Genomic DNA, 21,160 nt, shown 5'->3' on the forward strand with positions numbered 1-21,160 from the left:
TGTCTCTGCCGTGTGGAAAGCTGCGCTACCACAAGGGCTTCTCCCCCAGCATCCAGGGGGTTCCGTTGATGCGTTTATAAAGCACAACCGCCGACCTATCGGTCAAAGATGCCACTTGATCAATGACGAGGCGCAGGCGCGCATCGTCGTCATTAGCCCCCAGCTGCGCGTAGTCCGTTCTGAAGATGCTGTCGATGTACTGCGGGTTTGCGCGCTGGGAATCTTCGTAGAGCGCTTCGACTAGGATACCCAGTATTTCGTGCTGGTGTTCGTAGTGGGGTTGGGCGTCACGAACCGTCATAACGAATGCTGTTGCGATCCCCTTCATGACGGCGATTTCGTCTCGGGTGTCTTCCGGTACGATCAGTTCAGCGCTGTAGCGGGTTAGCGGGGTGTTCCGCCCGTAACGTTCGCGGGTTGCCTCCACAGCGCTCCAGGCGAAACGACCGATGAGTTTACTGGTGAGTCCCTTGAACTGTGCCAGGGAAGCGCGCGAACCGGTCATGCACGGAACCCACCGGTTCAGGGTCTCTAACCGGCTGAGCGCCGCATCCAGTTGTTCGTCAGTAGCGGCTGGCAGATACCATTGGCGGGTCATGTCGAAGACGGCCTGCCGATGCTTCGCCTCACGCAGCTGTTCTAACTGCACGTGCCCGCCGAAGACCGCATCTTCAACGTCGTGCACCGAGTATGAAATATCGTCGGCAAGGTCCATAACCTGCGCTTCCAGGCATTTGCGCTGGGACTCTACCCCGGCGTCGTGCGCGCCCTCGCGGAACCATTCAAAGACCGGCAGGTCATCCTCGTAAACACCGAATTTGTGGGTTTGGGTACCATCTGCGCGACGTGGTGCATCTGTGCGCGTCCACGGGTATTTGCAGGTGGCGTCCAGGGATGCTCGTGTCAGGTTCAGACCCGCAGATACGTCATGTTCGGCGATCACTTTCGGTTCAAGGCGGCTGAGCAGCCTAAGGGTTTGGGCGTTGCCCTCGAACCCGCCCATATGGGCGGCGATCTTGTTCAGGGCACGTTCACCGTTATGTCCAAAGGGCGGATGCCCCAGGTCATGAGAGAGGCAAGCAGTATCAACTACGTCTGGATCGCATCCGAGCATCCGGCCCACTTCGCGCCCGACCTGGGCGACTTCAAGGGAATGAGTGAGACGGGTACGCACGAAATCGTCCGTATCCGGGTTCATGACCTGGGTTTTAGCGCCTAGACGCCGCAGCCCAGAGGAGTGAAGCACACGTGCACGATCGCGTTCAAAGGGGGTGCGATCCCGGAACGGATGTATTTCGGGCACCCAGCGTTCCGAATCGTCGGGGGTGTACCCTGCGGGCAGGTTCCATTCCCAACGTTCCTGCCCCTCTTCGGCAATGCGAGTCATCGCTCCTCCGTTCCTGCTTCCGGTGCGTCTGGCACCTTGTCTACTACCTATATAAGCACTATTTCACCCAGACGCAATGTTTTTATCAGACTACGACAAACTCCGACCGATTATCCGCCCGAGATATCGAGTTCCGCCTCCACGAGTCCCAGCCTTTCAGCATCCCCCAAAATACGAGAATTAAGCCACCCATCCGGCAGATGCGGTTTCTTCGGGCTCCCGGCCCGGCCGCGCGAACCTTCAACCGCAGCCCCCGGATACCCGATACTGTGATCAAGCTGCCCCAGCAGTTCACGGAAAGTCGCTAAATCAGGTACGGTCGCCATCTTGGCACGCAACTCACCGCCCACCGGGTAACCCTTGAAATACCAGGCAACATGTTTACGGATCTCACGCAGTCCCTTGTACTCATCCGCAAAAGTCTCAACAAGCAGCTCGGCATGCCGGTAAATCATTGCGGCAACCTCACTCAGAGTAGGTCGGATACGCTCGGTACTACCCTCAAAAGCATTCTGCAGATCGCCGAAAAGCCACGGGCGCCCTTGGCAGCCACGCCCAATCACCACGCCGTCCACACCGGTCTGTTCGACCATGCGCACGGCATCTTCGGCAGCAAAAATATCGCCGTTGCCTAAGATAGGGACGTCTGGAATCGCCTCGCGAAGCTGCGCGATGGAGTCCCAATCCGCTGTTCCCGAATAGTGTTGGGCAGCGGTGCGCCCATGCAGGGCTATGGCGGCGACCCCCGCATCCCGGGCTATCTTAGCGGATTCAAGGAATGTGATGTGGTCATCATCGATGCCTTTACGCATCTTGATGGTCAGGGGAATATCGTTGCGCGAAGCCTCTTTGACCGCCGTATGCACAATCGCAGTAAAGAGATCGGTTTTCCACGGAAGCGCCGCGCCGCCGCCGCGTTTTGTGACTTTCGGCGCCGGGCACCCAAAGTTCAAGTCGATATGATCCGCACGATCTTCTTCTACGACCAGCCGAATAGCCTTACCCACGTTAACCGCGTCTACCCCGTAAATCTGGATGGAGCGAATCTGCTCATCCGCATCGTGTTCGATAATACGCATCGACTCGGGTTTGCGTTCCACGAGGGCGCGCGCCGTCACCATCTCGGTCACATATAATCCACCGCCGTACTCGCGGCACAGACGACGGAACGCCTTATTCGTCACACCCGCCATCGGGGCGAGCACTACAGGCGTTTCAACAGTCAGTTTACCGAGGTTCAGCGGCGGTAATTTCAGGTGGGAGGCTTCAGAATTCACCTCTATATTGTGGCATACACACGCAAATCGGCACGGATGCACATACCCCGGTTCACGACAGGCGCACCGGTCAGCGTTCGGCAAGGTTGTCAAGCCCTCACGCTGCGAGTTTTCTGGGGCCTCTTCTGGGCACTTTGTTCTTTAGGAAGCGGAACCCGGATAATCGCTTGCGTAAATATAGGTTGGGTCGCCTTCCACGCTCGCGGTTCCAGCACGCAGAAGAACGTCGGTCACCTCCACGAGAGCGGTCATCGAGTCATCTACCTCAACCACCACCGGGTACTGCGCCGTCAACAGCGAAAGAAGCTGCATAATGGCCTCGACCGCGCCTTCGTTCTGCATGTCATATCCGAGCAAAATCTCAGTTGCGGTATTCTCATCGACCAGCGCGGCGGCGGGGTCAGTCTCAAAAGGATGATAACTCACCGCAAAGGCAATGATTTCGCCTTTCTTCCCCTCTTTCTCAGCCTGCTGAATGTTATCGCGCAGTACCAACGCCCCGAAGGCGCGCGCCTCATCTGAGAGGAAATACCGGTTTACGGTCCCTAACCCGACCTCGGCGGGAACATCCCAATCGTGTGAATCGCGGTAGAACTCCCAGAGTTTTGAGGTCAGCTCAACCGAGCCGGTCGCCAAATCCTCAATTGCCTGGGTGGGTTTGCCGTTCTCATCCTCACGCAGGGGCACTGGCGGAATCGCGCCCGCATCAATATGGACCAGGCGCGAGCGCTGAATCATTTTCATGCCCTTTGCCTGGGCAAATTCCTCGCCGGTGCTAAATGGTGCCAGCTTCACGCGGAGGTTCGGAACCTGCCCATTTTCGGCGGCGATCTCACGCAGCCGGTCTAAAAGCTCGGTACCTAACCCGGCGCGGCGGTGCCCTTCGGCAACCTCAAGATAGGTCCACAGGCGTTGTGGATGCAGAAGTGACGCGGTCACCACACCAGCGGCGATAGGCACACCCGAGTCGGTGACCACAAGGGTTCGGCTAAAAGGGGCGTCCGAGGCCTCTCCGAACGATGCGCGCTGCTGCGCCTCCTGTTCGCTTCGCGGATCTCCCCACACCTGCAGAAGTTCTAAATCGTCGCCTTCGCGCCATGGACGAAATTCGTAGGTGTTCATGGGATGCCTTTCTTCCACAGGGTGCGCGGGTTTCACCGCGAGGATAGGGTTCTCACTATTGTACGTATCGGCTAGGTTCTGCACCAGATCCTAGTGACTGAGTGAAAATACCGGTGGGGCTCTCTGTTGCAGAGAACCCCGCCCATGTACATGTCGAAAAAAGATCCTAGACAGCTAGACGCGCCGCCAGGTATGCCTTCACCTGATCGAGTGCCACGCGCTCCTGGCTCATGGTGTCACGCTCACGGATGGTGACCGCCTGATCCTCTAAAGTATCGAAGTCTACGGTAATGCAGAACGGGGTGCCGATTTCGTCTTGACGGCGGTAGCGGCGACCGATAGCCCCCGCCTCATCGTAGTCGATATTCCAGGCACCGCACAGATCGGCTGCCAACTTGTGGGCGGGCTCGGAGAGTTCGGGTTTCTTCGACAGGGGCAGAACGGCAGCCTTCACGGGCGCCAGGCGCGGATCAAGTTTGAGAACCACGCGCTTATCGACACCGCCCTTAGTGTTCGGGGCTTCATCCTCAACGTAAGCATCGACGAGGAACGCCATCATGGAGCGTGTCAGGCCAAAGGAAGGCTCAATGACGTAGGGTACGTAGCGTTCGCCGCTGGCCTGATCAAAGTATTCGAGCTTCGCGTTCGAGTGTTCATTGTGCACGCCCAGGTCGTAGTCGGTGCGGTTCGCCACGCCCATGAGCTCACCCCATTCGCCGCCTTGGAAACCAAAACGGTACTCAATGTCGATGGTGCCCGCTGAGTAGTGCGCGCGGTCGTCCTCGGGAACATCGAAGCGGCGCATGTTGTCGGGGTTAATGCCCAGGTCGACGAACCAGTTCCAGCAGTCTTCAACCCATGCGTTGAAGTGCTTATCTGCTTCATCGGGGTGAACGAAGTATTCGATCTCCATCTGCTCGAATTCGCGGGTGCGGAAGATGAAGTTGCCGGGGGTGATCTCGTTGCGGAATGCCTTACCGATCTGCCCGATACCGAAGGGAGGGCGTTTGCGGGCTGCGGTCACCACATTGTTGAAGTTTACGAAGATGCCCTGCGCGGTTTCGGGGCGCAGAAAGTGCAACCCTTCTTCGTTATCGACAGGACCCAGGTAGGTTTTCAGCAGCCCTGAGAAGTTCTGCGGCTCGGTCCATTCGCCGCGGGTGCCGCAGTTCGGGCAGACAACCTCACCCATATTTTCGGGTGCACGCCCCTTTTTAGCCTCGAAAGCCTCAATCAGATGGTCTTGGCGCTGGCGCCTGTGGCACGAGAGGCATTCCACCAGCGGGTCCATAAAGGTTGCCACGTGCCCGGATGCTTCCCACACCGGGCGCGGCAGGATTACCGAAGAGTCCAGCCCAACCATATCCGCGCGTGAACGCACGAAACGCTGCCACCACTGCTGACGGATGTTCTCTTTCAGTTCCACGCCAAGGGGACCGTAATCCCATGCGGAGCGGGAACCGCCGTAGATTTCACCCGCCTGGAAGACGAAACCGCGGCGCTTAGCGAGCGCAATAACGTTGTCGAGAGTGGACTTTTCTGCCATGTTTACTCCTTTATGCCCCGCCACCGGCTGTGGCGTGCGTGAGTTCAGTGTTCTTCCGCGCGCGGTAAGCGCCGGGATATACGGTCACAAGTACAAGATACTAGGGTATCATTGCATGCCTGCGTTACCGTGTAGTTTCTGGGCAACGGTAGACAGTGTTTAGTTAGAGCGTGTAGATGAGGAACACGTGGCGGGTTAGTATGACTGCCGCACATGGCACCCTCCCGCCGATACACTGGTGACATGGAGAAAATCTATATTCGTGACGAAATGATTCGTCTGGGGCAGTTTTTGAAGCTGGCCAATCTGGTCGAAGACGGTGCGCAGGCACGCGAAGTAATCCAGCATGGGCTGGTAAAGGTCAATGGGCAGATTGAGAAGGCGCGGGGCAAGCAGCTGCATCCGGGCGATACGGTGAGCTTCAACGGGGTGAGCGTGCAGATCGCTCGGGACTAGGGCCCCGCCCTCTCTTCTCTTAAAGCATCTTGGGTTGTATAACGCACCGCCAGATGGTGCGTTATACAACCCAAGATGCGTTATTCAGGTCCTTTTAGTCAGCTGACCCTTGCTCTGATGCCCCAGCGTTACCCGCAGCATCTGCAACTTTTTCGGCACGGATTCGGGGCGCGTGTCCCAGCACCTTCACGTCGATGAACTCGCCTACGTGCCGTATTTCCAGGGCACTTACCCCGTGCCCGGCGCCCGCATACAGAACTTTGATGCCGTCGGTGTAAGCGCGAATCCACTCGTAGGTGTAATCCACGAAGGGCTGCGGAATAATAGGGTCTTCCTGGTCCCTGCCGTAGAAAACGGGTAGCTCGGTGGCTTTGAGCTCGTCATCCTTGAAATAAGGAGAGTCCGATTCGACCGCGTATCCGGAGAGCCCCACCAGTGCAGCAAATTTTCCTGGGCGATGCCGCACCATAGAAGTTGCCACCGCCATGCCTTGCGAGAACCCCACCAGCGCGACCGAAGCGTAGTGTGATTCTTGCTGCTCGACCCACTCCAGCACGTAGTCGCTGGCCTGTTCTATGGTCCGCACATCCGCGTTGAGCTGCTGATCCAGCGGGTACCACTGGTAACCTATGGCCTCGGCGGGAATGTGGGCCCCAGTTGCGTCCGCCGAAAACTGGGTGCCTACCGGCTGCGGGGCGCGCATTCCCGCATAGGTGATACCCTCCTGCGGCAGATGTTCAGCCAGCGACAGCAGGTCTTTCTCGTGCGAACCGTACCCATGCAGCAGAAGCACCAGGTGGGTTCCGGCGCGTTCATCCTCGGGTCGGGAATATTCGACAATGTACGTATTTTCACTCATATCTTCATCTTACCGAGGAGCCTGCCATAAACAACCGAAATAGATTTCCGCTCAAGGCTTGACCCTCACCCAACGTCAGGATCTACAGTAAAAACATGGACGCGAACACTACACCAGATGGCGGGCAGCACGAGTACACCGTAGGGGAGGCTGCATCCCTGCACGGGCTAACCGTGCGCACGCTTCACCACTGGGAACAGCGGGGTCTGATCAGCCCCGCGCACGATGAGCTCAACGGATACCGCTACTACAGTGATGCCGATCTTGAGCGCATCACCGTCATTATGGGGTATCGCGCCATTGGCATGAGCCTTGAAGCCATTCGCAGCGTACTGCAGGACGAAGCAAACAGCACCGAGCATCTACTCGCCCAGCGAGATATGCTCCAGCGCAAAATGGCCGCCTATGAGCGCATGCTAACAACACTAGATCAACTTTTGGAGGATGCAATGGCACCTAAGAACGAACAGCTCACCGCTGCAGAAAAAGCAGAAATTATGGGCGACGGGTTCAACCCCGCACATGAGCAAGAAGCGCAGGAGCGTTACGGGCACACCGACGATTGGGCTGAATACCAACGCCGTACTGCGGCCATGAGCCGCACCGACTGGGTGAAGGGTAAGCAGGAGCTTGACACGGTTGAGCAAGCCCTCGTCGAGGCTTTCACTCGTGGCGTGCAGCCGGGCAGTGAGGAAGCGAATGCGCTTGCCGAGCGGCACCGCACCTCACTTTTCTTCTTCGAAGTAACCCCCGCCAAGCACGTAATTCTGGCACGCGGTTATGTTGAGGATGCCCGCTTTAACGAGCACTACGAGAAGCTCGCTGCGGGACTGGCTGTCTGGCTACGGGACATCATCTACGAGAATGCCCGCGCTCACGGCCTTGACCCCGAGAATGTGACCTGGTGCTAACCTCGTCCATTCACAATTATCGGTACCGTACACAAAGCCTTGTGGGGACTTATTTCACGCCGAAATATAGTCTTCACAAGGCTTTTATGTGCGGTTTCTGTGTTCAGATGTATCAAAAACGAAAGCTAGTTCTGTTTTTGTGTTTCAAGAGGCGAACCGAAAAGAGCGGATATATCATGAAGAGATTTTTCTTCATCGACAGCGCGCTCTCGCTCGGGAACCGGGACTCCGAGAGCCTTAGCGAGAATCGCCTCCAATTGGCGGGATTCGACTAAGAAACCGTCATGTCCGTGGTCGGATTCGATAATATCGACCTTTACGGGAACCGGCAGCGCCTCCGCCAGACGATACGATTCGTGCGGAAAAAACAGGCGATCGGTGCTTACGGCGGCGATAGTCCACTTACAATCGCTGAGCGCAAGCGCATGCGAGAGGCTGCCGCGCCCGCGTGCAACATCGTGTGAAATCAGGGCCTCGTTCACGGCAAGGTAACTATTGGCATCGAAACGCTCAACGAGCTTATCGCCATGGTGGTCCAGGTAGCTTTCGACCGCATATCGTCCGCGGTTCTCACCGATGGACCCGCCGTCGGTGGATTCGCCGCGGTTTGCCTGCCGCCCAAAGCGATGCTCCAGCTCGGCTGGGCTGCGGTAGGTGGTGTGGGCTATGCGCCGCGCCAACGCGAGCCCGGCCGTGGGTGCCGCTCCCCCATAATAATCGCCGGAAGCAAAATTGGCATCAGCACGGATGGCGAGGTTCTGGGTGTGTGCCCAGGAAATCTGTTCGGCAGTGGCGGCGGGACCGGCGGCGATGACTGCGCATCCGCGTACCAGCTCGGGGAAGGTTGCCGCCCATTCGATAGCGCGTGCTCCGCCGAGCGATCCGCCGATGACATGGTGAAAACTCTTAATCCCCAACCGGGCGATAAGTTCGGCTTCGGCTCGTACCGAGTCGCGAATAGTGACGTAAGGGAAGCGTGATCCCCAGGGTTTTCCGGCGCCCGGGTACCCCTCGGGTACGATGCTTGCCGGGCCGGTTGAGCCGTAGCATCCACCCAAGATATTGGGGGCGATCACAAAATATTTGGTGGTATCGACCACCGCGCCCGGCCCCACGATGCCTTCCCACCAACCATCACTTTCGACCGCACGGATACTGGGTGCAGGCATATCCGATGTGGGAATCCCGCGCGAGACATGGGTGTCACCGGTGAGGGCGTGCAGAATAAGAATCGCGTTGTCCCCAGCTTCATTAAGAGTTCCCCACGTCTCGTAGCTAATGTTCACCTGTGGAAGCACGGTACCGTTTTCGAGGGTGAAATCACCGATCGCCATCTGCCGCAGGTACCCCTGAGCGCTGGGATACTGCAGCTGCGACAGATAGGTGGCGTGTACGGTATTTTCCGTCATGTTTTCTCCTCGGTAACCAGTAGTTGGTAATGGCAGGCGAGAAACCGATACCGCGACCGGGCACTTACTGTGCAGCCCGGTCGCGGCGGTGCAGGTTAGGCGTTCAGAGTTGCAAAACCCAATTCTAGGTCTGCGATAATATCGTCAATATTCTCGACCCCTACGGCGAGGCGCACAAAGTTTTTGCTCACCCCAATTGCCTCTAGCTCTTCCTCGGAAAGCTGCGAGTGAGTGGTGGATGCGGGATGAATCACGAGCGAGCGTACATCGCCGATATTCGCAACATTGGAGTGCAGCTGCAGAGCATCCACAAAGGTGCGAGTCTGTTCCAGGTCTGCGTCTTTGAGAGTGAATCCCACAACGGCGCCCGGCCCTTTCGGCAGGTACTTCTGGGCTCGCTCATACCAGGGCGATGAAGGCAGACCGGCCCAGATCACCTGATCGACCAGCGGATGCTCCTCCAACCAGTTTGCGACCTTGGTCGCGTTCTCGATATGGCGTTCGATGCGCAGGGAGAGGGTCTCCAGACCGATACCAATGTTGAAGGCGTTGGTTGGAGAGATCGCCGCCCCGGTGTCGCGCAGAAGCGAAACTCGCGCCTTGAGAATATAGGAAAGGTTCGCACCAAAAGCAGAGTCTTTGCCCAAGTCACGGGCATAAACTAAACCATGATAGCCAGGTGCTGGCTCGTTGAACTTGGGGAATTTTTCGGGATTGGCTCCATAGTCGAAATTCCCGGAGTCCACGATAACGCCGCCGATTGAGGTGCCGTGCCCACCCAGATATTTTGTGGCGGAATGGATTACCACATCCGCACCAAATTCGATGGGGCGCACAAGGTAAGGAGTGGGAACAGTGTTATCGACAATTAGGGGAACGCCATTGTCGTGGGCGATCTGGGCGATAGGCTCGATGTCGAGCACATCGTTCCGGGGGTTAGGTACGGTTTCTCCGTAGAAGAGTTTCGTATTGGGGCGAACCGCATCGCGCCATTGCTGCAGGTCGTCCGGGTTCTCAACAAACGTAGTTTCAACGCCGAGGTCGGCAAGCGTATATTTCAGTAGATTGTAGGTTCCTCCGTAGATCGAGGGGGAAGCCACGATATGGTCGCCCGCGCCCGCAATGTTGAGAATCGCATAGGTAATAGCCGCTTGACCTGAGGCCAGCAAAAGCGCCCCTACTCCACCTTCAAGGGATGCGATGCGGTTTTCGATAACCTCTTGGGTGGGGTTGTTCAGACGGGTATAGATAGGCCCAAGCTCAGCTAGAGCGAAACGGTTAGCGGCCTGTTCTGCGTTCTCGAAAACGAACGAGGTGGTCTGGTAGATAGGTAACGCCCGAGCTCCCGTTGCAGCATCCGGTGCCTGCCCCGCGTGAATTTGGCGGGTTTCAAATTTCCAACCGGCGGGGTTGGCGGGAGTCGGGACTGTAGTGTTGCTCATGCGAAGCTCCTTGTGATAGTTCAGGGGGCCGCATGCCGATTTCGGTACAGAGTTCTTAGGCTTTCTTCTCTGCAAACGAAAAAACGATGTACCAGAATCGGGCACATCGGTCCCGCGCTTGCGTTGTACTTTGTGTTCAACGCCTGGTCCTCACCCAGGGCACCCCACCGCGGAGGAGGGTTGCCGGCCAGCTAGCTGGGGCTTATCACTGGCTCTCATGACCTGCATCTAGAGTTTCATAGGAAGCGCACACGGTCAAGCGGGATGCGTGTTTTCGGCGCATTGTTGCAAAGATGACGTTTTATGAATTGCCTTTGCTCTGACCTTATTTTAGGGGTTTGTGTACTCTAAGCCCGATTAGCCGAGTCAGGCACTTGTAGTATCCGCAGCAGATTCATCCCATTGACCTTGGCCCGGTGGTAGTCCAACAGAGTCTAAAAGACCGGGGAAAAGATTCTCAATCACGCTGTCTCGGCGCGTAATTTTACGGTGCGTTCCCAGCACTTCGGTGTGCATGAGCCCTGATTCTCGGAGCACTTTGAAATGATAAGACATCGTAGATTTGGCGATTCCATAGTCAAAATCACCGCAGAACTGTGGCCCGTGGTCTGCAATGCGTGCGAGAACATCTCGTCGAATGGGGTCTGACAATGCACCAAGGACACGATCCAACGTCACGTCATCAGAGGTGGGGTGATGCAGCCGTTCCTTACCCATAACCACGCCTTTCCGGGTTTTTCGCATAACGTATTGAGCCTGCAGGACTCTGTGACAGAATATTACCTCTTGGGCTTGCCCTTTAGCATAATATAGATTTATTTTAATTTCGACGAACATAGAAATAATATCAAAGGTACACCATGAATTCTCACAATACATCTCATCAGCTACCTCAAAATTCTGAGGCAACCATGCGGCTTGTCTCATTCAGCACTCTCTTTGTCATCGGCACAGACACTCTGCTCACCGCCCCTCTGCTGCCACTGCTCAGCAAGGAGTTCAATACCAGCACAGAACAATCGGGGTGGTTCGTCTCTGCATACGCTTTAGGGTATGCCGTTTTCGCACTCATTGCAGGCCCATTATCAGACCGCATTGATCGCAGGCGCATTATTCTTACCGGTTCCATCGGCTTTACGGTTTTTACAGGCTTATGCGGTTTAGCATGGGGGTTTTGGTCTCTTTTTACCGCCCGGTTTCTTGCGGGAGTGTTCGCTTCTCTGATCTCACCGCAGATTTGGGCATCTATCCCCATGACAGTGCCGAAACAAGCCATTATTAAAACTATGGGGTACGCAACTGCTGGGCTTGCCATAGCCCAAATCGCCGGTATTCCTGTGGGTTCCTTCCTCTCTACTTATGGTTGGCAGATACCATTTTTTGCAATCGCCGCAGCGTCTCTTCTTCTCTTGGGTATACTCTATTCACGTTTTCCCAGCATTCCCCCTGTGGCTGCGGCGCAAGATGGAAATTTTCTGACTCCCTACCTGCACGTTTTAAAAGCCCCTTCACTTTTGCTATCCCTCCTGGCGTACCTGATTTTCCAGACAGGAGTATTCGCATCTCTATCTTTCATAGGTTCATGGTTTGCGCGAGACTTTGGGGCATCGCAGACAACCATCGGTTTCGCCATGCTTGTAATCGGATGTGGCAACGCTCTAGGCTCCCTCACAGGGTCACGATTCGTCGCGCACATAGGTATGCAAAAGACTATGCTCGTGGGGCTTATTGCACTCAGTATTGTGTATCTCTCAGTGTCATTGACAGCTAATTTCTGGACTGCTTTAGGTATTTTTACGCTTGCACTTTTTCTCGGAGGAGTTATGCTCCCCATCCTCATGGGAGAGCTGCAAAGCCATACCGCTATAGCTCGCGGTACTGTATCATCCCTCTCAAACACGGCAATGTACGCTGGAACAACTATCAGCGGTGCCGTCGGCGGTACATTACTTACACAGTTTCCGGGGTATAGCGGTATAGCCGTCATGAGTGCATGTGCAATCGCAATTTCTCTTGGTGTCTATGCACTTGGCGGAGCGTTCCGGCCGAAAAACGGGGAATCGTTTTAACTTCTTCGAATAAAATCAAAAAAATTTAATCACAGCATTCCGTGAGCCATGCTACACTGATGGAAACCTTGAATCTAGGAGTGATGAGGTATGACCTCCCGCTAAAGTCGCACCGGCTCGCGGAATGCCCGCCCAGATGGTGGGCTCTAAAAATTTCAGAAATAACCCTGCTTTGGTTCGATACATTCCAGGAGCGCATAGTGAGCACCTTGAACACCAAAGTTCTGAGGGTTTCATTGTTATACCTTCCGCACCTGCAGTCGGTGACTTGGGATTATTCAGGCACTACGAAGTGCCTCTCTCACGACTATTCATCTCACCCGTCCCACGTATTGCAGGCGTACAAACACCATGTTCAAGCGGCTTCGGGTGATTAAGCACCACAAGGTTTTATCACAATGTCTACAATTCTTGACGCGGCACAGCTATGCCGCACCTTTGGCAAGGGTGAACACGCTTTCACCGCTGTCGATAATGTTTCACTCAGCATAATTTCCGGCGAAATTCATGCTCTGCTCGGTCCCAATGGAGCGGGGAAAACAACGGTTGTGCAGATGTGCGCAACACTGCTGACTCCCACGAGCGGAACTGTGCGCATCGACGGGGTGGATGCGCTTGCGCACCCCCAGCGTGCGCGCGCGTCCCTAGGGCTTGCGCTCGGCGGGGATACCGGGTTCTATCCGCGAGCATCCGCCCGCGATAATCTTCTCTTCTTTGCCGACCTTGCCGGGGTTAGCGCGCGCAAACGCCGTACCCAGGTGGCGAGCGCTTTGGAACGGGTCGATCTTGCAGATGTCGCCGCGAAGAAGGTACAGGAGTTTTCCCGCGGCATGAAACAACGTCTGCACATCGCGCGGGCGCTGCTGGGCGAGCCGAAACTGCTGCTTTTGGATGAGCCGACGAATGGGCTTGACCCAGATATTTCACTGACGATACGCCAGTTGATTCGTTCCCTCGCTGATGATGGCACCGCTATTTTACTCACGAGCCATCTGCTGGGCGAGATTGAGGAGTTAGCGCATCGAGTGACAGTCATCGGGGCCGGTCGTGTGGCGGTTTCGGGCACAGTGGCGGATATTACTGCGCATGCCGGGATTTCCGCTACCACCGTGGGGCGTGTGGGTGCGAATGCTGGAGCGGTGCTTCAAGAACTTGCTCGGTCTTTGGGCGATGCGGGAACAATGTTACTGACCCCGCGCGGCAGCGAGTGGGAGATCACCGTGTACTGGAATGAACGTTCTGTTTCGGAAGGGTCGCACCCCTTCAGTACCGGACACGCAGAGTCTCTACTGACCCATATTCTCGCTGAACGTGAGGTTCAGATGCTCACGCCACTGTATACTCGCTCAGCCACTCTCGAAGAGGCATATCTGGCTATGGCGGAAGGACTGAAACGATGAACCGGCAACTTCGCTTGATGTCCTTTTCCCTGCGCCAATTCCTCACAGTACCCTACTTCCTGCAGCTGCTACTGCTGAGTACCTTTGGGGCGACGGCCCTGCAAGCGCTCGCCGCCGGTGCCTGGCCAGTAGATGCGACCCTCGCCTGGACTCGCGCAGGCATTATCGGCACCTGGAACATGTGCATTGTTGCCGCCGGGATCCTCAACTTTGAGCGCTACCGGGGAACGTTCGTGTATCTGCTCAATGGTGCCGTGAACCCGCTGCGGGCGCTCGCAGCGGTGGTCTCAACTGCCTCCATTTTTGGGCTTGCCGCCCTGCCATTGGCCTGGGCTATCTGGGCGCTGTGCACCTTTTCGGTAGGTTTTACGGACTTTACTCAGGTGGGTGCACGCTATCTGGTGGGTCTTCCGCTGCTGTGGGTCTCGTGTCTGGCGGTGACCTTTGTGATTGCAGGGTTCTTTGTGGCGACCCCGAACGCTATCGCCTATGAGGAGCTGCTGCTCGTGCCGGTTTTCGTGGCTTCCGGGGTGCTTTTTACCGAGAGTTCCGCGCCTGCATGGCTTGATGCGCTCGGCACACTGATTCCGATTCAGGCACCCGTGAAGGTTCTGCTTGGGCAAATGCCTATGAACTCATTCGGTGACTTTCTGGGCGTGGTACTGCAAACCTGTGCGGTCACAGCCCTCTGGATGCTCGCGGGGTATCTGTTGGGTAGGCGAGCGCTGCGCGCGGCAACGGTGCACGGCACTCTGGGTGCAATCTAGGAGGCTGCGATGTTTAAACGAACGAACTTTCTCTATCGTCTGAACAGTACCGCCAAGGTTGGGTGGTCTTCATCCATCACCTTCGCCACAGCTGGTACGGCCCTCAGCGCCCTCGTGATCGTACCGGGGATGAGCGTGCTGTTCAGCGTTCTACTAGGACGCGATCTTTCCGCACCTGATCCTGTGCGGATTGCATGTGCCTCTGCCCTGGCAAGCGTGGTACTCGGCGTGGCAGTCGGTGTTGTGGCGCGCGCGGCGACCGACCGCTGGCTGGGAGTGTTCGAGCAGGTGTGCACCGCTCGACGGTTTGATGCGGCTTATTGGCTGGGAGTCTCTGCAATGCCCGTGCTTTTGGCTCTGATCACTGGCATCACGAACCTGGGTGTTGCAGCGGCCTATGCCGGTTTCGGTGGTTCCGTTGAAGGCAGCCTGTCCATGCTTGTGCGTTCTGTGACGCTCTTACCTCTGGCTCTCATAGCGGGCGTATGTCTGGGTGTTTTCGCTGCTGGGCTGGGGCTGTATCTCTCGGACCCGTACCTGGGAGGAACTATCTTAGGAGCGCTTCTGCCTATCAGTGCGGGTGTGATCGTGCCGGTAGATGCATACCCGGTGTGGCTGGCGGCATTGTGTACGTTGGTTCCCGGCGGACGAACGATTGCTTTGGTGAGCGGCTCTTCTGAAGTGATGGATTCAACAGTTGTGACTGAGGTGTTAGTCTGCGTACTTTGGGCACTCGCAGGGCTTGTCCTAGTGCATGCCGCTGCGCGACGCATCCGCTCGGGTGCACGCACGAACCTGCTATAACCTTTCCCTTCTCGCGAGCAGGTGGTTTTGGCCGAGAAGGTGATTTTCTCACCTTCTTGGCCAAAAATCTGCTGCTTGTGTGTACCCAAAATAACCTCCTACCCTTGACAGGTGACTATATAGTCACATATTCTCGTGTTATGGATGATGACGCAGTTTTCAAAGCTCTCGCAGACCCCACCCGCAGAAAGCTGCTCGATAAGCTCTACACCACCGGCGGCCTCACCCAGGGACAGCTTGAAGAAGGTTTGGAGATGACTCGCTTCGGAGTGGCCAAGCATCTGCGCATCCTCGAAGAAGCAAACCTTGTGATCACACAGCGCTCAGGCCGCCAAAAGCTCCACTACCTCAACGCTGTGCCGATTCGCCGTATCCACGACCGTTGGATCGATAAATACACCGCCCACCAAAGTTCAGCACTTCTTGACCTGCAGAAGAATTTAGAGGAGGAAGACTCATGAGCACCGCCGACAACCCAAGCACTCCCCCACGTCCCCAGAGGGTTATCAGCTCGGTGATTATTCAAAACACCCCGCCGCAGCGCGTGTGGGAGGCGATCACCCAGCCCGAGTTCACTTCCCAGTATTTCTTTGGTTCGCGGGTTGAAATCATCGAGGACGAGCCGGGTCGCCTGCGATACCTTTCCCCAGACGGGAGGGAAGTTTGGGGAGACGGCGCGATTCTGGAGTCTGATCCACCGCGGCTTCTCGTTGTAGAGTGGCGCTCGCTTTATCTTCCCGATGCGGCACACGAACCGGCAAGCCGCGTTACCTGGCAGCTTGAGCCGTGGACGGATGGTGCCACGAAACTCACGGTCACCCACGACCGTCTGGAAGACTCTCCTGTTACGGCGCAGAATGTGGCCTCACCGCGGGGCTGGTCGTTTGTGCTGGCGGGCCTTAAACGAGTTCTGGAAACTGGCGAATAAAACCCGTCATAACCCGCGAGCAGGTAGGATTTTTCTATCTGCTCGACCAAATCCTACCTGCTCGCGAATATCAGGATTTAGAGCTTATCGCCCATCGAGACGTCAATAATCTGCCCGGTAATTGTTTGCGATGCATTCTGAGTGAGCAGACCAATTACTTCTGCGACATCCTCGGGCTGGGTAACCTTCTTCATAGCATTGCCGGATTTCACGAATTCGGCCGCTTCCGCATTATCGCGCAACCAGGCGGCGTTAATATCGGTATCGACCACGCCGGGCGCCACAAGGTTCACCGTAATCCCCTGAGGGCCAAGCTCAACGGCCATATTCCGCACCAGGTACTCCAGTGCAATCTTGCTCATGCCGTAGCCCGTCATCGCGGGGAACGCGTAGCGAGTCAGCACCGAGCCGGTAAAAATATAACGCCCGCCCGGTGCGCTCATGAGCGGCACCAGCCCGGCGGCAAGTTCGTAGGGGGCAACCGTATTGATCTGCAGCAGATTACGCAAAGCCTCTCCATTGAGCTCCTGGAAGGTTCCCTGCGTGCCAACGCCTGCGTTGAGCACAGCGACGTCGAGGGTATCCCCACCCAGCACATCTTTCACGTGAGCCAGGAAGGCAGAAACGGACTGTGGATCTGAGAAATCAGTCTGTACAGGTGTTACTTTTACTCCGTGTTCCGATGCGGCAGCCTCTACCTCACTAAAGTCCGGGTTCTCCACGCGGTGCTGTGCAATCACGTGATGCCCCAGCTGCGCCAGTCGAACCGCAGTCGCCTTACCAATACCGCGGCTTGCGCCGGTGACGAGAGCAATCTGTGCCATTTTTCCTCCTTGTATGAGCTGTGAAAGACGCTGAAAGTTCAGCATCACCTTTCAGCATAGTGAAACGAAAGTTGAGCTGTCTATCAAGGGGCACTGCACACATCCCTAGATATGACATCGACAGATACGCCGCTGCAGATTTCTATGTCCAGCGCAGGCATTGGCTCCGTGGGGCTCGCCTGCTGCGGCAGGCTGAACAATGAATCGCACCATCATACTGCCGTATAAATCTGCTTTTTCAGATCAATTGACGCAATATAGCAGAACAAGCAGATAGGATACCTTCAAGCTGAAATACGCAGCGATTCAAGAAGCCTCGTTAAGGTTTTCATCGTGTCTTCTAAAGCATCTGAGGAGTCGGTTTCGGCCAGCCACAGCGCTGCCTCATTCATCGCGCCAGAAAGCAGATGCGAAAGAGGCTCCACCGGCTGCTTTGCAATAATTTCCTGTTCCATAAGGGTCTTGAGGATGTCAGCCAAGAGCACCATTGAAGACGATTCATCGAGCGCCCGCCATTCATGCCACCCCAGAACAGCAGGTGCATCTACTAACATGATCCGCCGCACATTTGGTTCTATTGATGCAAGAATAAAAGTTTTGCTGCCCTCTACTAACTCTTCCCAAGGGGTGGCGCACGACCGAGCCGCATCTTCAATCTGACGCCCTACATCCTGCTGCACCTCACATACAACAGCACGGAAGAGGTCTTTCTTATTTTTGAAATGATGATATAGAGCCCCTTTAGTGATACCAAGCGAAGAGACGATATCGTCTATCCGCACGCTGGCATAGCCATCACGAGCAAACCTTTGGCGAGCCTCGGTCACAAGTGCTGAGACAGTAGCTTCCCGCTGGGCGGCACGCTGTCCTTCCACAGTTCTCCCCTTTTATGTTGACATACCCAAAGTATGCCAGATATTTTTAACATACTCAGAGTATGTGAAACCTTTGGATCCCTAATTACCCCCGTATGTGTAGGAGGAAGACATGAAGTTCATCGACCGCTACCCCCTCGTCGTTACCCCCATGAAAGACTCTTCCCGAGACTTCTGGACGTCTTATTTTGACTTCCAGATTATCTTTGACAGCTCATGGTTTACTCTTCTTGCTTCTCAAGACGGAGCCACATCTATCGCGTTCATGACGCCCGATCATCCTTCTGCGCCTCCCGGCTCAGAAACTTTCAACGGAATTGGGATATGCCTTGAGCTTGAAGTTCAAGATGCCACCGCCACCTATAACGATCTCAAAGCTCAGGGACTCGACATAACCTATCCTCTAACCAATGAGCCTTATGGGCAGCGCCGTTTTGGGTTTTCGGACCCCTCAGGATTATGGATAGATATTGTCGAACAGATCGAACCTGCCACAGGATACTGGGATAAATATATGCTCCCCTAGTCTCAAAGAAATCAGCCACACATACTGAGACAGCCGCGACATGCGGGCTACCTCAATTCGGAGATTTCTGGGGCGATATGTGCGCTGCCTCGTTACACTAGATAGCAAGCATATTTATCCAGGACTATTACGAGAAAGAGCCCCATGAGCGACGCATCGAACACCACACCGGCAGAAGAAGTTCCCCTCGTCCCCGTCCCTAAAAAAGTTGAGCATATTCGTGAGTATCACGGCGATACTTTTATCGACCATTACGAGTGGATGCGCGATAAAGAAAATCAGGAAGTCCTCGACCACTTGAACGCGGAGGCAAACTACACCGCCGCCGTCACAGCGGATCAGCAGCCTCTACGCGAGCGCATCTTTGAGGAGATCAAGTCCCGTACCCTGTTGACGGATTTGACGGTTCCGAATCGCATCGGCGATTGGTGGTATTACAGCCGCATGGTTCCCGGCGGTCAGTACCCAATTTTCTACCGTTACCCTGCCCTGCATGAGGGCGACGAGGTGGTGCGCTACACTCCCCCGGTTATTAAGCCCGGCGAGCCGCTGGAAGGCGAATCGGTGGTGCTTGACTGCAATGAGTACGCCAAAGACATGGAGTTCTTCGCACTCGGCGTGTTCCAGCCTTCGCGTAACGGTAAGCTTCTGAGCATTTCGGTTGATGAGAAAGGCGACGAACGTTACGAGCAGCGCTTCCTCAACCTGGAAACCGGCGAGTTCCTGCCCGATACCATCCCGAATATTAGCGGCGGGTCGTTCTTCATCAACCACGCACAGCAGCTCGTGTACACTGTGCCGGACGATTCGTGGCGGCCCTACCGCGTGTATGTGCACGATATTGGGGCGGGCACCGAAGACCACCTGATCTATGAGGAAACTGACCCCACCATGTGGCTGGGCTCTGCAATGAGCGCCGACCGTTCATCCATCGTACTCTCCAGCGGTAACTCCGAGTTTACCGAGGTCAGCCTAGTGCCTATTGCCGACCCGAAGAGCACGCCGCGCGTGATTATTCCGCGGGATGCGCGCATTGAGTACCAGGCGGAGCCGATCACGATTGCTGGTGAAACCCATCTGTTGATTCAGCACGACTATAAGGCGCTGAACTCGGAGCTGGTGCTCGCCGATATGCCACAGGAAGGCGAATCTTTAGAGGAATATTCGAAGCGTTGGGTTCCGGTGATTCGTCACAGCGAAAATGTTCGCCTCGAAGGGTTCACGCTCTCTGCGACCCACCTGGTAGTGACCGCCCGCGCGGATACGACCACACGCCTGTTCCTTGCCCCGCGGGAGCAGTTGCCCGTGCAGTGGCGCCGCAAGAAACCCGCAGGTATCACGTTTATGGAGCCTGCCGGGTTCGATGAAGAACTGTACACCGCTGGCGTGCTGCGTGCCGAGAACTATTCCCCGGTTATCCGCATCGCCTACACCTCATTCCTAACTCCACGCCGCGTATACGATTACTTCCCCATGTCACAGACCCTGCTTCTGCGCCGCGAGACCCCGGTGCTTGGGGGTTATCAGCGTGAGGATTATCGTGCCTACCGTGACTGGGCACCCGCCGCCGATGGAACCCTCATCCCCATCTCGGTGATTCACCGTGCCGATCTTGACCTGACACAGCCGCATCCGGTGCTTCAGTACGCTTACGGATCCTATGAAATTTCGATGGACCCCATGTTCTCCATCCCCACACTGTCTATTTTGGACCGCGGAGTGGTGTACGTGATTGCGCATATTCGCGGTGGTGGCGAGATGGGGCGCACCTGGTACCTCAACGGCAAGAAGCTGCACAAGAAGAACTCATTCACTGATTTTGTGGATGTCACCGATTACCTGGCGACCAAGCCATGGGCGGATCCTGCGCGTATCGCCTGCTACGGTGGTTCTGCAGGCGGGCTGCTTATGGGTGCCGTGCTGAACCTGGCTCCTGAGAAATATGCGGTCTCAATAGCCCAGGTTCCCTTCGTGGATGCACTCACCACCATCCTTGACCCTGACCTACCGCTTTCTGCTTTGGAATGGGAAGAATGGGGCAATCCCATTGAAGATAAGGAAGTGTACGAGTACATGAAGTCTTACACCCCCTACGAGAACATTCGCCCCGTGCGCTACCCCGCCATCGCGGCAGTAACCAGCTTGCACGATACACGCGTGTTCTATGTGGAGCCCGCCAAATGGATTGCAAAACTGCGCGAAACTATCGACCCGTCATCCCCCACCCCGCTGTTGAAGATCGATATGACTGGCGGACATGGAGGCGGCTCCGGGCGGTATACCCGCTGGCGTGAGATTGCGTGGGATTACGCCTTTATCCTGACACACCTAGGGATTACCGAATAAGCGGGTATACCCTTCCGCACGCAGATTTGGTACCTCGCGCGCTCGGAATCTGCATGCTCCAGCCCGCTGGCGTGAGATTGCGTGGGATTACGCCTTTATCCTGACACACCTAGGGATTACCAAATAAGCGGGTATACCCTTCCAATGTGTCCTCTTCCTGAGGACACAAAAGGCTCTTTATTCCAATAAAGCAACGAATAATACGCTTTATT

Annotated in this window: 20 protein-coding genes and 1 riboswitch; of the genes, 10 read left to right on the top strand and 10 right to left on the bottom strand. The window is 55.9% G+C overall.

The features are described 5' to 3' along the window. Positions 1-25: 25 nt before the first annotated feature. The 4 genes from HMPREF2958_RS06900 to HMPREF2958_RS06915 all read right to left on the bottom strand — a co-directional run bounded on the left by HMPREF2958_RS06900 (position 26) and on the right by HMPREF2958_RS06915 (position 5,332). Positions 26-1,387, bottom strand: a complete 1,362-nt coding sequence (locus HMPREF2958_RS06900; protein WP_070697483.1) for a deoxyguanosinetriphosphate triphosphohydrolase — start codon at positions 1,385-1,387, stop codon at positions 26-28. A 110-nt stretch (positions 1,388-1,497) separates the two neighbouring features. After that, entirely contained in the window at positions 1,498-2,664 is a 1,167-nt protein-coding gene (dusB, locus tag HMPREF2958_RS06905) for a tRNA dihydrouridine synthase DusB (protein ID WP_070449133.1), read from the bottom strand. 141 nt (positions 2,665-2,805) lie between these two features. Further along, a complete protein-coding gene (locus tag HMPREF2958_RS06910) occupies positions 2,806-3,870 on the bottom strand; it encodes a GNAT family N-acetyltransferase (protein WP_070697484.1) in 1,065 nt (354 codons plus the stop codon). 82 nt (positions 3,871-3,952) lie between these two features. Next, on the bottom strand, positions 3,953-5,332 hold the full coding sequence (locus HMPREF2958_RS06915) for a glycine--tRNA ligase (RefSeq protein ID WP_070697485.1): 1,380 nt from the start codon (positions 5,330-5,332) through the stop codon (positions 3,953-3,955). A gap of 243 nt (positions 5,333-5,575) precedes the next feature. On the opposite strand from HMPREF2958_RS06915, the gene HMPREF2958_RS06920 reads away from it, so the two are divergent. Further along, positions 5,576-5,788: an RNA-binding S4 domain-containing protein gene (locus HMPREF2958_RS06920; RefSeq protein WP_070697529.1), complete on the top strand. Its 213-nt coding sequence runs from the start codon at positions 5,576-5,578 to the stop codon at positions 5,786-5,788. Between the two features lie 94 nt (positions 5,789-5,882). On the opposite strand, the gene HMPREF2958_RS06925 is transcribed toward HMPREF2958_RS06920, so the two are convergent. Next, positions 5,883-6,647, bottom strand: coding sequence for an alpha/beta hydrolase (locus HMPREF2958_RS06925; RefSeq protein ID WP_070697486.1), 765 nt, complete (start codon positions 6,645-6,647; stop codon positions 5,883-5,885). 95 nt (positions 6,648-6,742) lie between these two features. Between HMPREF2958_RS06925 and HMPREF2958_RS06930 the strand changes: the two genes are divergently transcribed. Next, positions 6,743-7,558: a MerR family transcriptional regulator gene (locus HMPREF2958_RS06930; protein WP_070697487.1), complete on the top strand. Its 816-nt coding sequence runs from the start codon at positions 6,743-6,745 to the stop codon at positions 7,556-7,558. 125 nt (positions 7,559-7,683) lie between these two features. Here the strand turns inward: HMPREF2958_RS06930 and HMPREF2958_RS06935 are convergent, their stop codons facing one another. The 3 genes from HMPREF2958_RS06935 to HMPREF2958_RS06945 form a co-directional block, all read right to left on the bottom strand. Next, positions 7,684-8,967, bottom strand: coding sequence for a homoserine O-acetyltransferase MetX (locus HMPREF2958_RS06935; protein WP_070697488.1), 1,284 nt, complete (start codon positions 8,965-8,967; stop codon positions 7,684-7,686). Positions 8,968-9,062: 95 nt separating this feature from the next. Next, on the bottom strand, positions 9,063-10,409 hold the full coding sequence (locus tag HMPREF2958_RS06940; RefSeq protein ID WP_070697489.1) for a bifunctional o-acetylhomoserine/o-acetylserine sulfhydrylase: 1,347 nt from the start codon (positions 10,407-10,409) through the stop codon (positions 9,063-9,065). A gap of 109 nt (positions 10,410-10,518) precedes the next feature. After that, positions 10,519-10,632: riboswitch (SAM riboswitch) on the bottom strand. A gap of 143 nt (positions 10,633-10,775) precedes the next feature. Beyond that, the gene (locus tag HMPREF2958_RS06945) at positions 10,776-11,126 is read right to left on the bottom strand and encodes an ArsR/SmtB family transcription factor (protein ID WP_070697530.1); all 351 of its coding nucleotides are present in this window, start codon (positions 11,124-11,126) and stop codon (positions 10,776-10,778) included. A 143-nt stretch (positions 11,127-11,269) separates the two neighbouring features. Between HMPREF2958_RS06945 and HMPREF2958_RS06950 the strand changes: the two genes are divergently transcribed. The 6 genes from HMPREF2958_RS06950 to HMPREF2958_RS06975 all read left to right on the top strand — a co-directional run bounded on the left by HMPREF2958_RS06950 (position 11,270) and on the right by HMPREF2958_RS06975 (position 16,377). Then, positions 11,270-12,478 carry an MFS transporter gene (locus HMPREF2958_RS06950; RefSeq protein WP_083313720.1) on the top strand — a complete coding sequence of 403 codons (1,209 nt, stop codon included), beginning with the start codon at positions 11,270-11,272 and terminating at the stop codon, positions 12,476-12,478. 398 nt (positions 12,479-12,876) lie between these two features. Beyond that, positions 12,877-13,878, top strand: a complete 1,002-nt coding sequence (locus tag HMPREF2958_RS06955) for an ABC transporter ATP-binding protein (RefSeq protein WP_070697491.1) — start codon at positions 12,877-12,879, stop codon at positions 13,876-13,878. After that, on the top strand, positions 13,875-14,645 hold the full coding sequence (locus HMPREF2958_RS06960; RefSeq protein ID WP_070697492.1) for a hypothetical protein: 771 nt from the start codon (positions 13,875-13,877) through the stop codon (positions 14,643-14,645). Before HMPREF2958_RS06955 ends, HMPREF2958_RS06960 begins: the two co-directional genes overlap by 4 nt. 9 nt (positions 14,646-14,654) lie before the next feature. Continuing rightward, positions 14,655-15,449, top strand: coding sequence for an ABC transporter (locus HMPREF2958_RS06965; protein WP_070697493.1), 795 nt, complete (start codon positions 14,655-14,657; stop codon positions 15,447-15,449). A gap of 104 nt (positions 15,450-15,553) precedes the next feature. Further along, a complete protein-coding gene (locus tag HMPREF2958_RS06970) occupies positions 15,554-15,910 on the top strand; it encodes an ArsR/SmtB family transcription factor (protein ID WP_246828071.1) in 357 nt (118 codons plus the stop codon). Beyond that, positions 15,907-16,377 (top strand): SRPBCC domain-containing protein, encoded by a 471-nt coding sequence (locus tag HMPREF2958_RS06975; protein ID WP_070697495.1) that lies wholly within the window; start codon positions 15,907-15,909, stop codon positions 16,375-16,377. Before HMPREF2958_RS06970 ends, HMPREF2958_RS06975 begins: the two co-directional genes overlap by 4 nt. Positions 16,378-16,454: 77 nt before the next feature. Here the strand turns inward: HMPREF2958_RS06975 and HMPREF2958_RS06980 are convergent, their stop codons facing one another. Both HMPREF2958_RS06980 and HMPREF2958_RS06985 read right to left on the bottom strand, forming a co-directional pair. Next, positions 16,455-17,201 carry an SDR family NAD(P)-dependent oxidoreductase gene (locus tag HMPREF2958_RS06980; RefSeq protein ID WP_070697496.1) on the bottom strand — a complete coding sequence of 249 codons (747 nt, stop codon included), beginning with the start codon at positions 17,199-17,201 and terminating at the stop codon, positions 16,455-16,457. Positions 17,202-17,485: 284 nt separating this feature from the next. Further along, positions 17,486-18,076 carry a TetR/AcrR family transcriptional regulator gene (locus HMPREF2958_RS06985; protein WP_070697497.1) on the bottom strand — a complete coding sequence of 197 codons (591 nt, stop codon included), beginning with the start codon at positions 18,074-18,076 and terminating at the stop codon, positions 17,486-17,488. A 112-nt stretch (positions 18,077-18,188) separates the two neighbouring features. On the opposite strand from HMPREF2958_RS06985, the gene HMPREF2958_RS06990 reads away from it, so the two are divergent. Beyond that, on the top strand, positions 18,189-18,602 hold the full coding sequence (locus HMPREF2958_RS06990; protein ID WP_070697498.1) for a VOC family protein: 414 nt from the start codon (positions 18,189-18,191) through the stop codon (positions 18,600-18,602). A 144-nt stretch (positions 18,603-18,746) separates the two neighbouring features. Continuing rightward, positions 18,747-20,948, top strand: coding sequence for a S9 family peptidase (locus tag HMPREF2958_RS06995; RefSeq protein ID WP_070697499.1), 2,202 nt, complete (start codon positions 18,747-18,749; stop codon positions 20,946-20,948). The last annotated feature ends 212 nt before the right edge of the window (positions 20,949-21,160 follow it).

The organism is Rothia sp. HMSC036D11 (assembly GCF_001814205.1).
GTDB classification, from domain to species: domain Bacteria; phylum Actinomycetota; class Actinomycetes; order Actinomycetales; family Micrococcaceae; genus Rothia; species Rothia dentocariosa.

What these genes read in the sequence shown, in the direction of transcription:
- HMPREF2958_RS06900 (WP_070697483.1), bottom strand. Translation starts at nt 1,387, where the DNA reads ATGACTCGCATTGCCGAAGAGGGGCAGGAACGTTGGGAATGGAACCTG.
- HMPREF2958_RS06915 (WP_070697485.1), bottom strand. Translation starts at nt 5,332, where the DNA reads ATGGCAGAAAAGTCCACTCTCGACAACGTTATTGCGCTCGCTAAGCGC.
- HMPREF2958_RS06920 (WP_070697529.1), top strand. Translation starts at nt 5,576, where the DNA reads ATGGAGAAAATCTATATTCGTGACGAAATGATTCGTCTGGGGCAGTTT.
- HMPREF2958_RS06925 (WP_070697486.1), bottom strand. Translation starts at nt 6,647, where the DNA reads ATGAGTGAAAATACGTACATTGTCGAATATTCCCGACCCGAGGATGAA.
- HMPREF2958_RS06930 (WP_070697487.1), top strand. Translation starts at nt 6,743, where the DNA reads ATGGACGCGAACACTACACCAGATGGCGGGCAGCACGAGTACACCGTA.
- HMPREF2958_RS06935 (WP_070697488.1), bottom strand. Translation starts at nt 8,967, where the DNA reads ATGACGGAAAATACCGTACACGCCACCTATCTGTCGCAGCTGCAGTAT.
- HMPREF2958_RS06940 (WP_070697489.1), bottom strand. Translation starts at nt 10,409, where the DNA reads ATGAGCAACACTACAGTCCCGACTCCCGCCAACCCCGCCGGTTGGAAA.
- HMPREF2958_RS06945 (WP_070697530.1), bottom strand. Translation starts at nt 11,126, where the DNA reads ATGGGTAAGGAACGGCTGCATCACCCCACCTCTGATGACGTGACGTTG.
- HMPREF2958_RS06950 (WP_083313720.1), top strand. Translation starts at nt 11,270, where the DNA reads ATGAATTCTCACAATACATCTCATCAGCTACCTCAAAATTCTGAGGCA.
- HMPREF2958_RS06955 (WP_070697491.1), top strand. Translation starts at nt 12,877, where the DNA reads ATGTCTACAATTCTTGACGCGGCACAGCTATGCCGCACCTTTGGCAAG.
- HMPREF2958_RS06960 (WP_070697492.1), top strand. Translation starts at nt 13,875, where the DNA reads ATGAACCGGCAACTTCGCTTGATGTCCTTTTCCCTGCGCCAATTCCTC.
- HMPREF2958_RS06965 (WP_070697493.1), top strand. Translation starts at nt 14,655, where the DNA reads ATGTTTAAACGAACGAACTTTCTCTATCGTCTGAACAGTACCGCCAAG.
- HMPREF2958_RS06975 (WP_070697495.1), top strand. Translation starts at nt 15,907, where the DNA reads ATGAGCACCGCCGACAACCCAAGCACTCCCCCACGTCCCCAGAGGGTT.
- HMPREF2958_RS06980 (WP_070697496.1), bottom strand. Translation starts at nt 17,201, where the DNA reads ATGGCACAGATTGCTCTCGTCACCGGCGCAAGCCGCGGTATTGGTAAG.
- HMPREF2958_RS06990 (WP_070697498.1), top strand. Translation starts at nt 18,189, where the DNA reads ATGAAGTTCATCGACCGCTACCCCCTCGTCGTTACCCCCATGAAAGAC.
- HMPREF2958_RS06995 (WP_070697499.1), top strand. Translation starts at nt 18,747, where the DNA reads ATGAGCGACGCATCGAACACCACACCGGCAGAAGAAGTTCCCCTCGTC.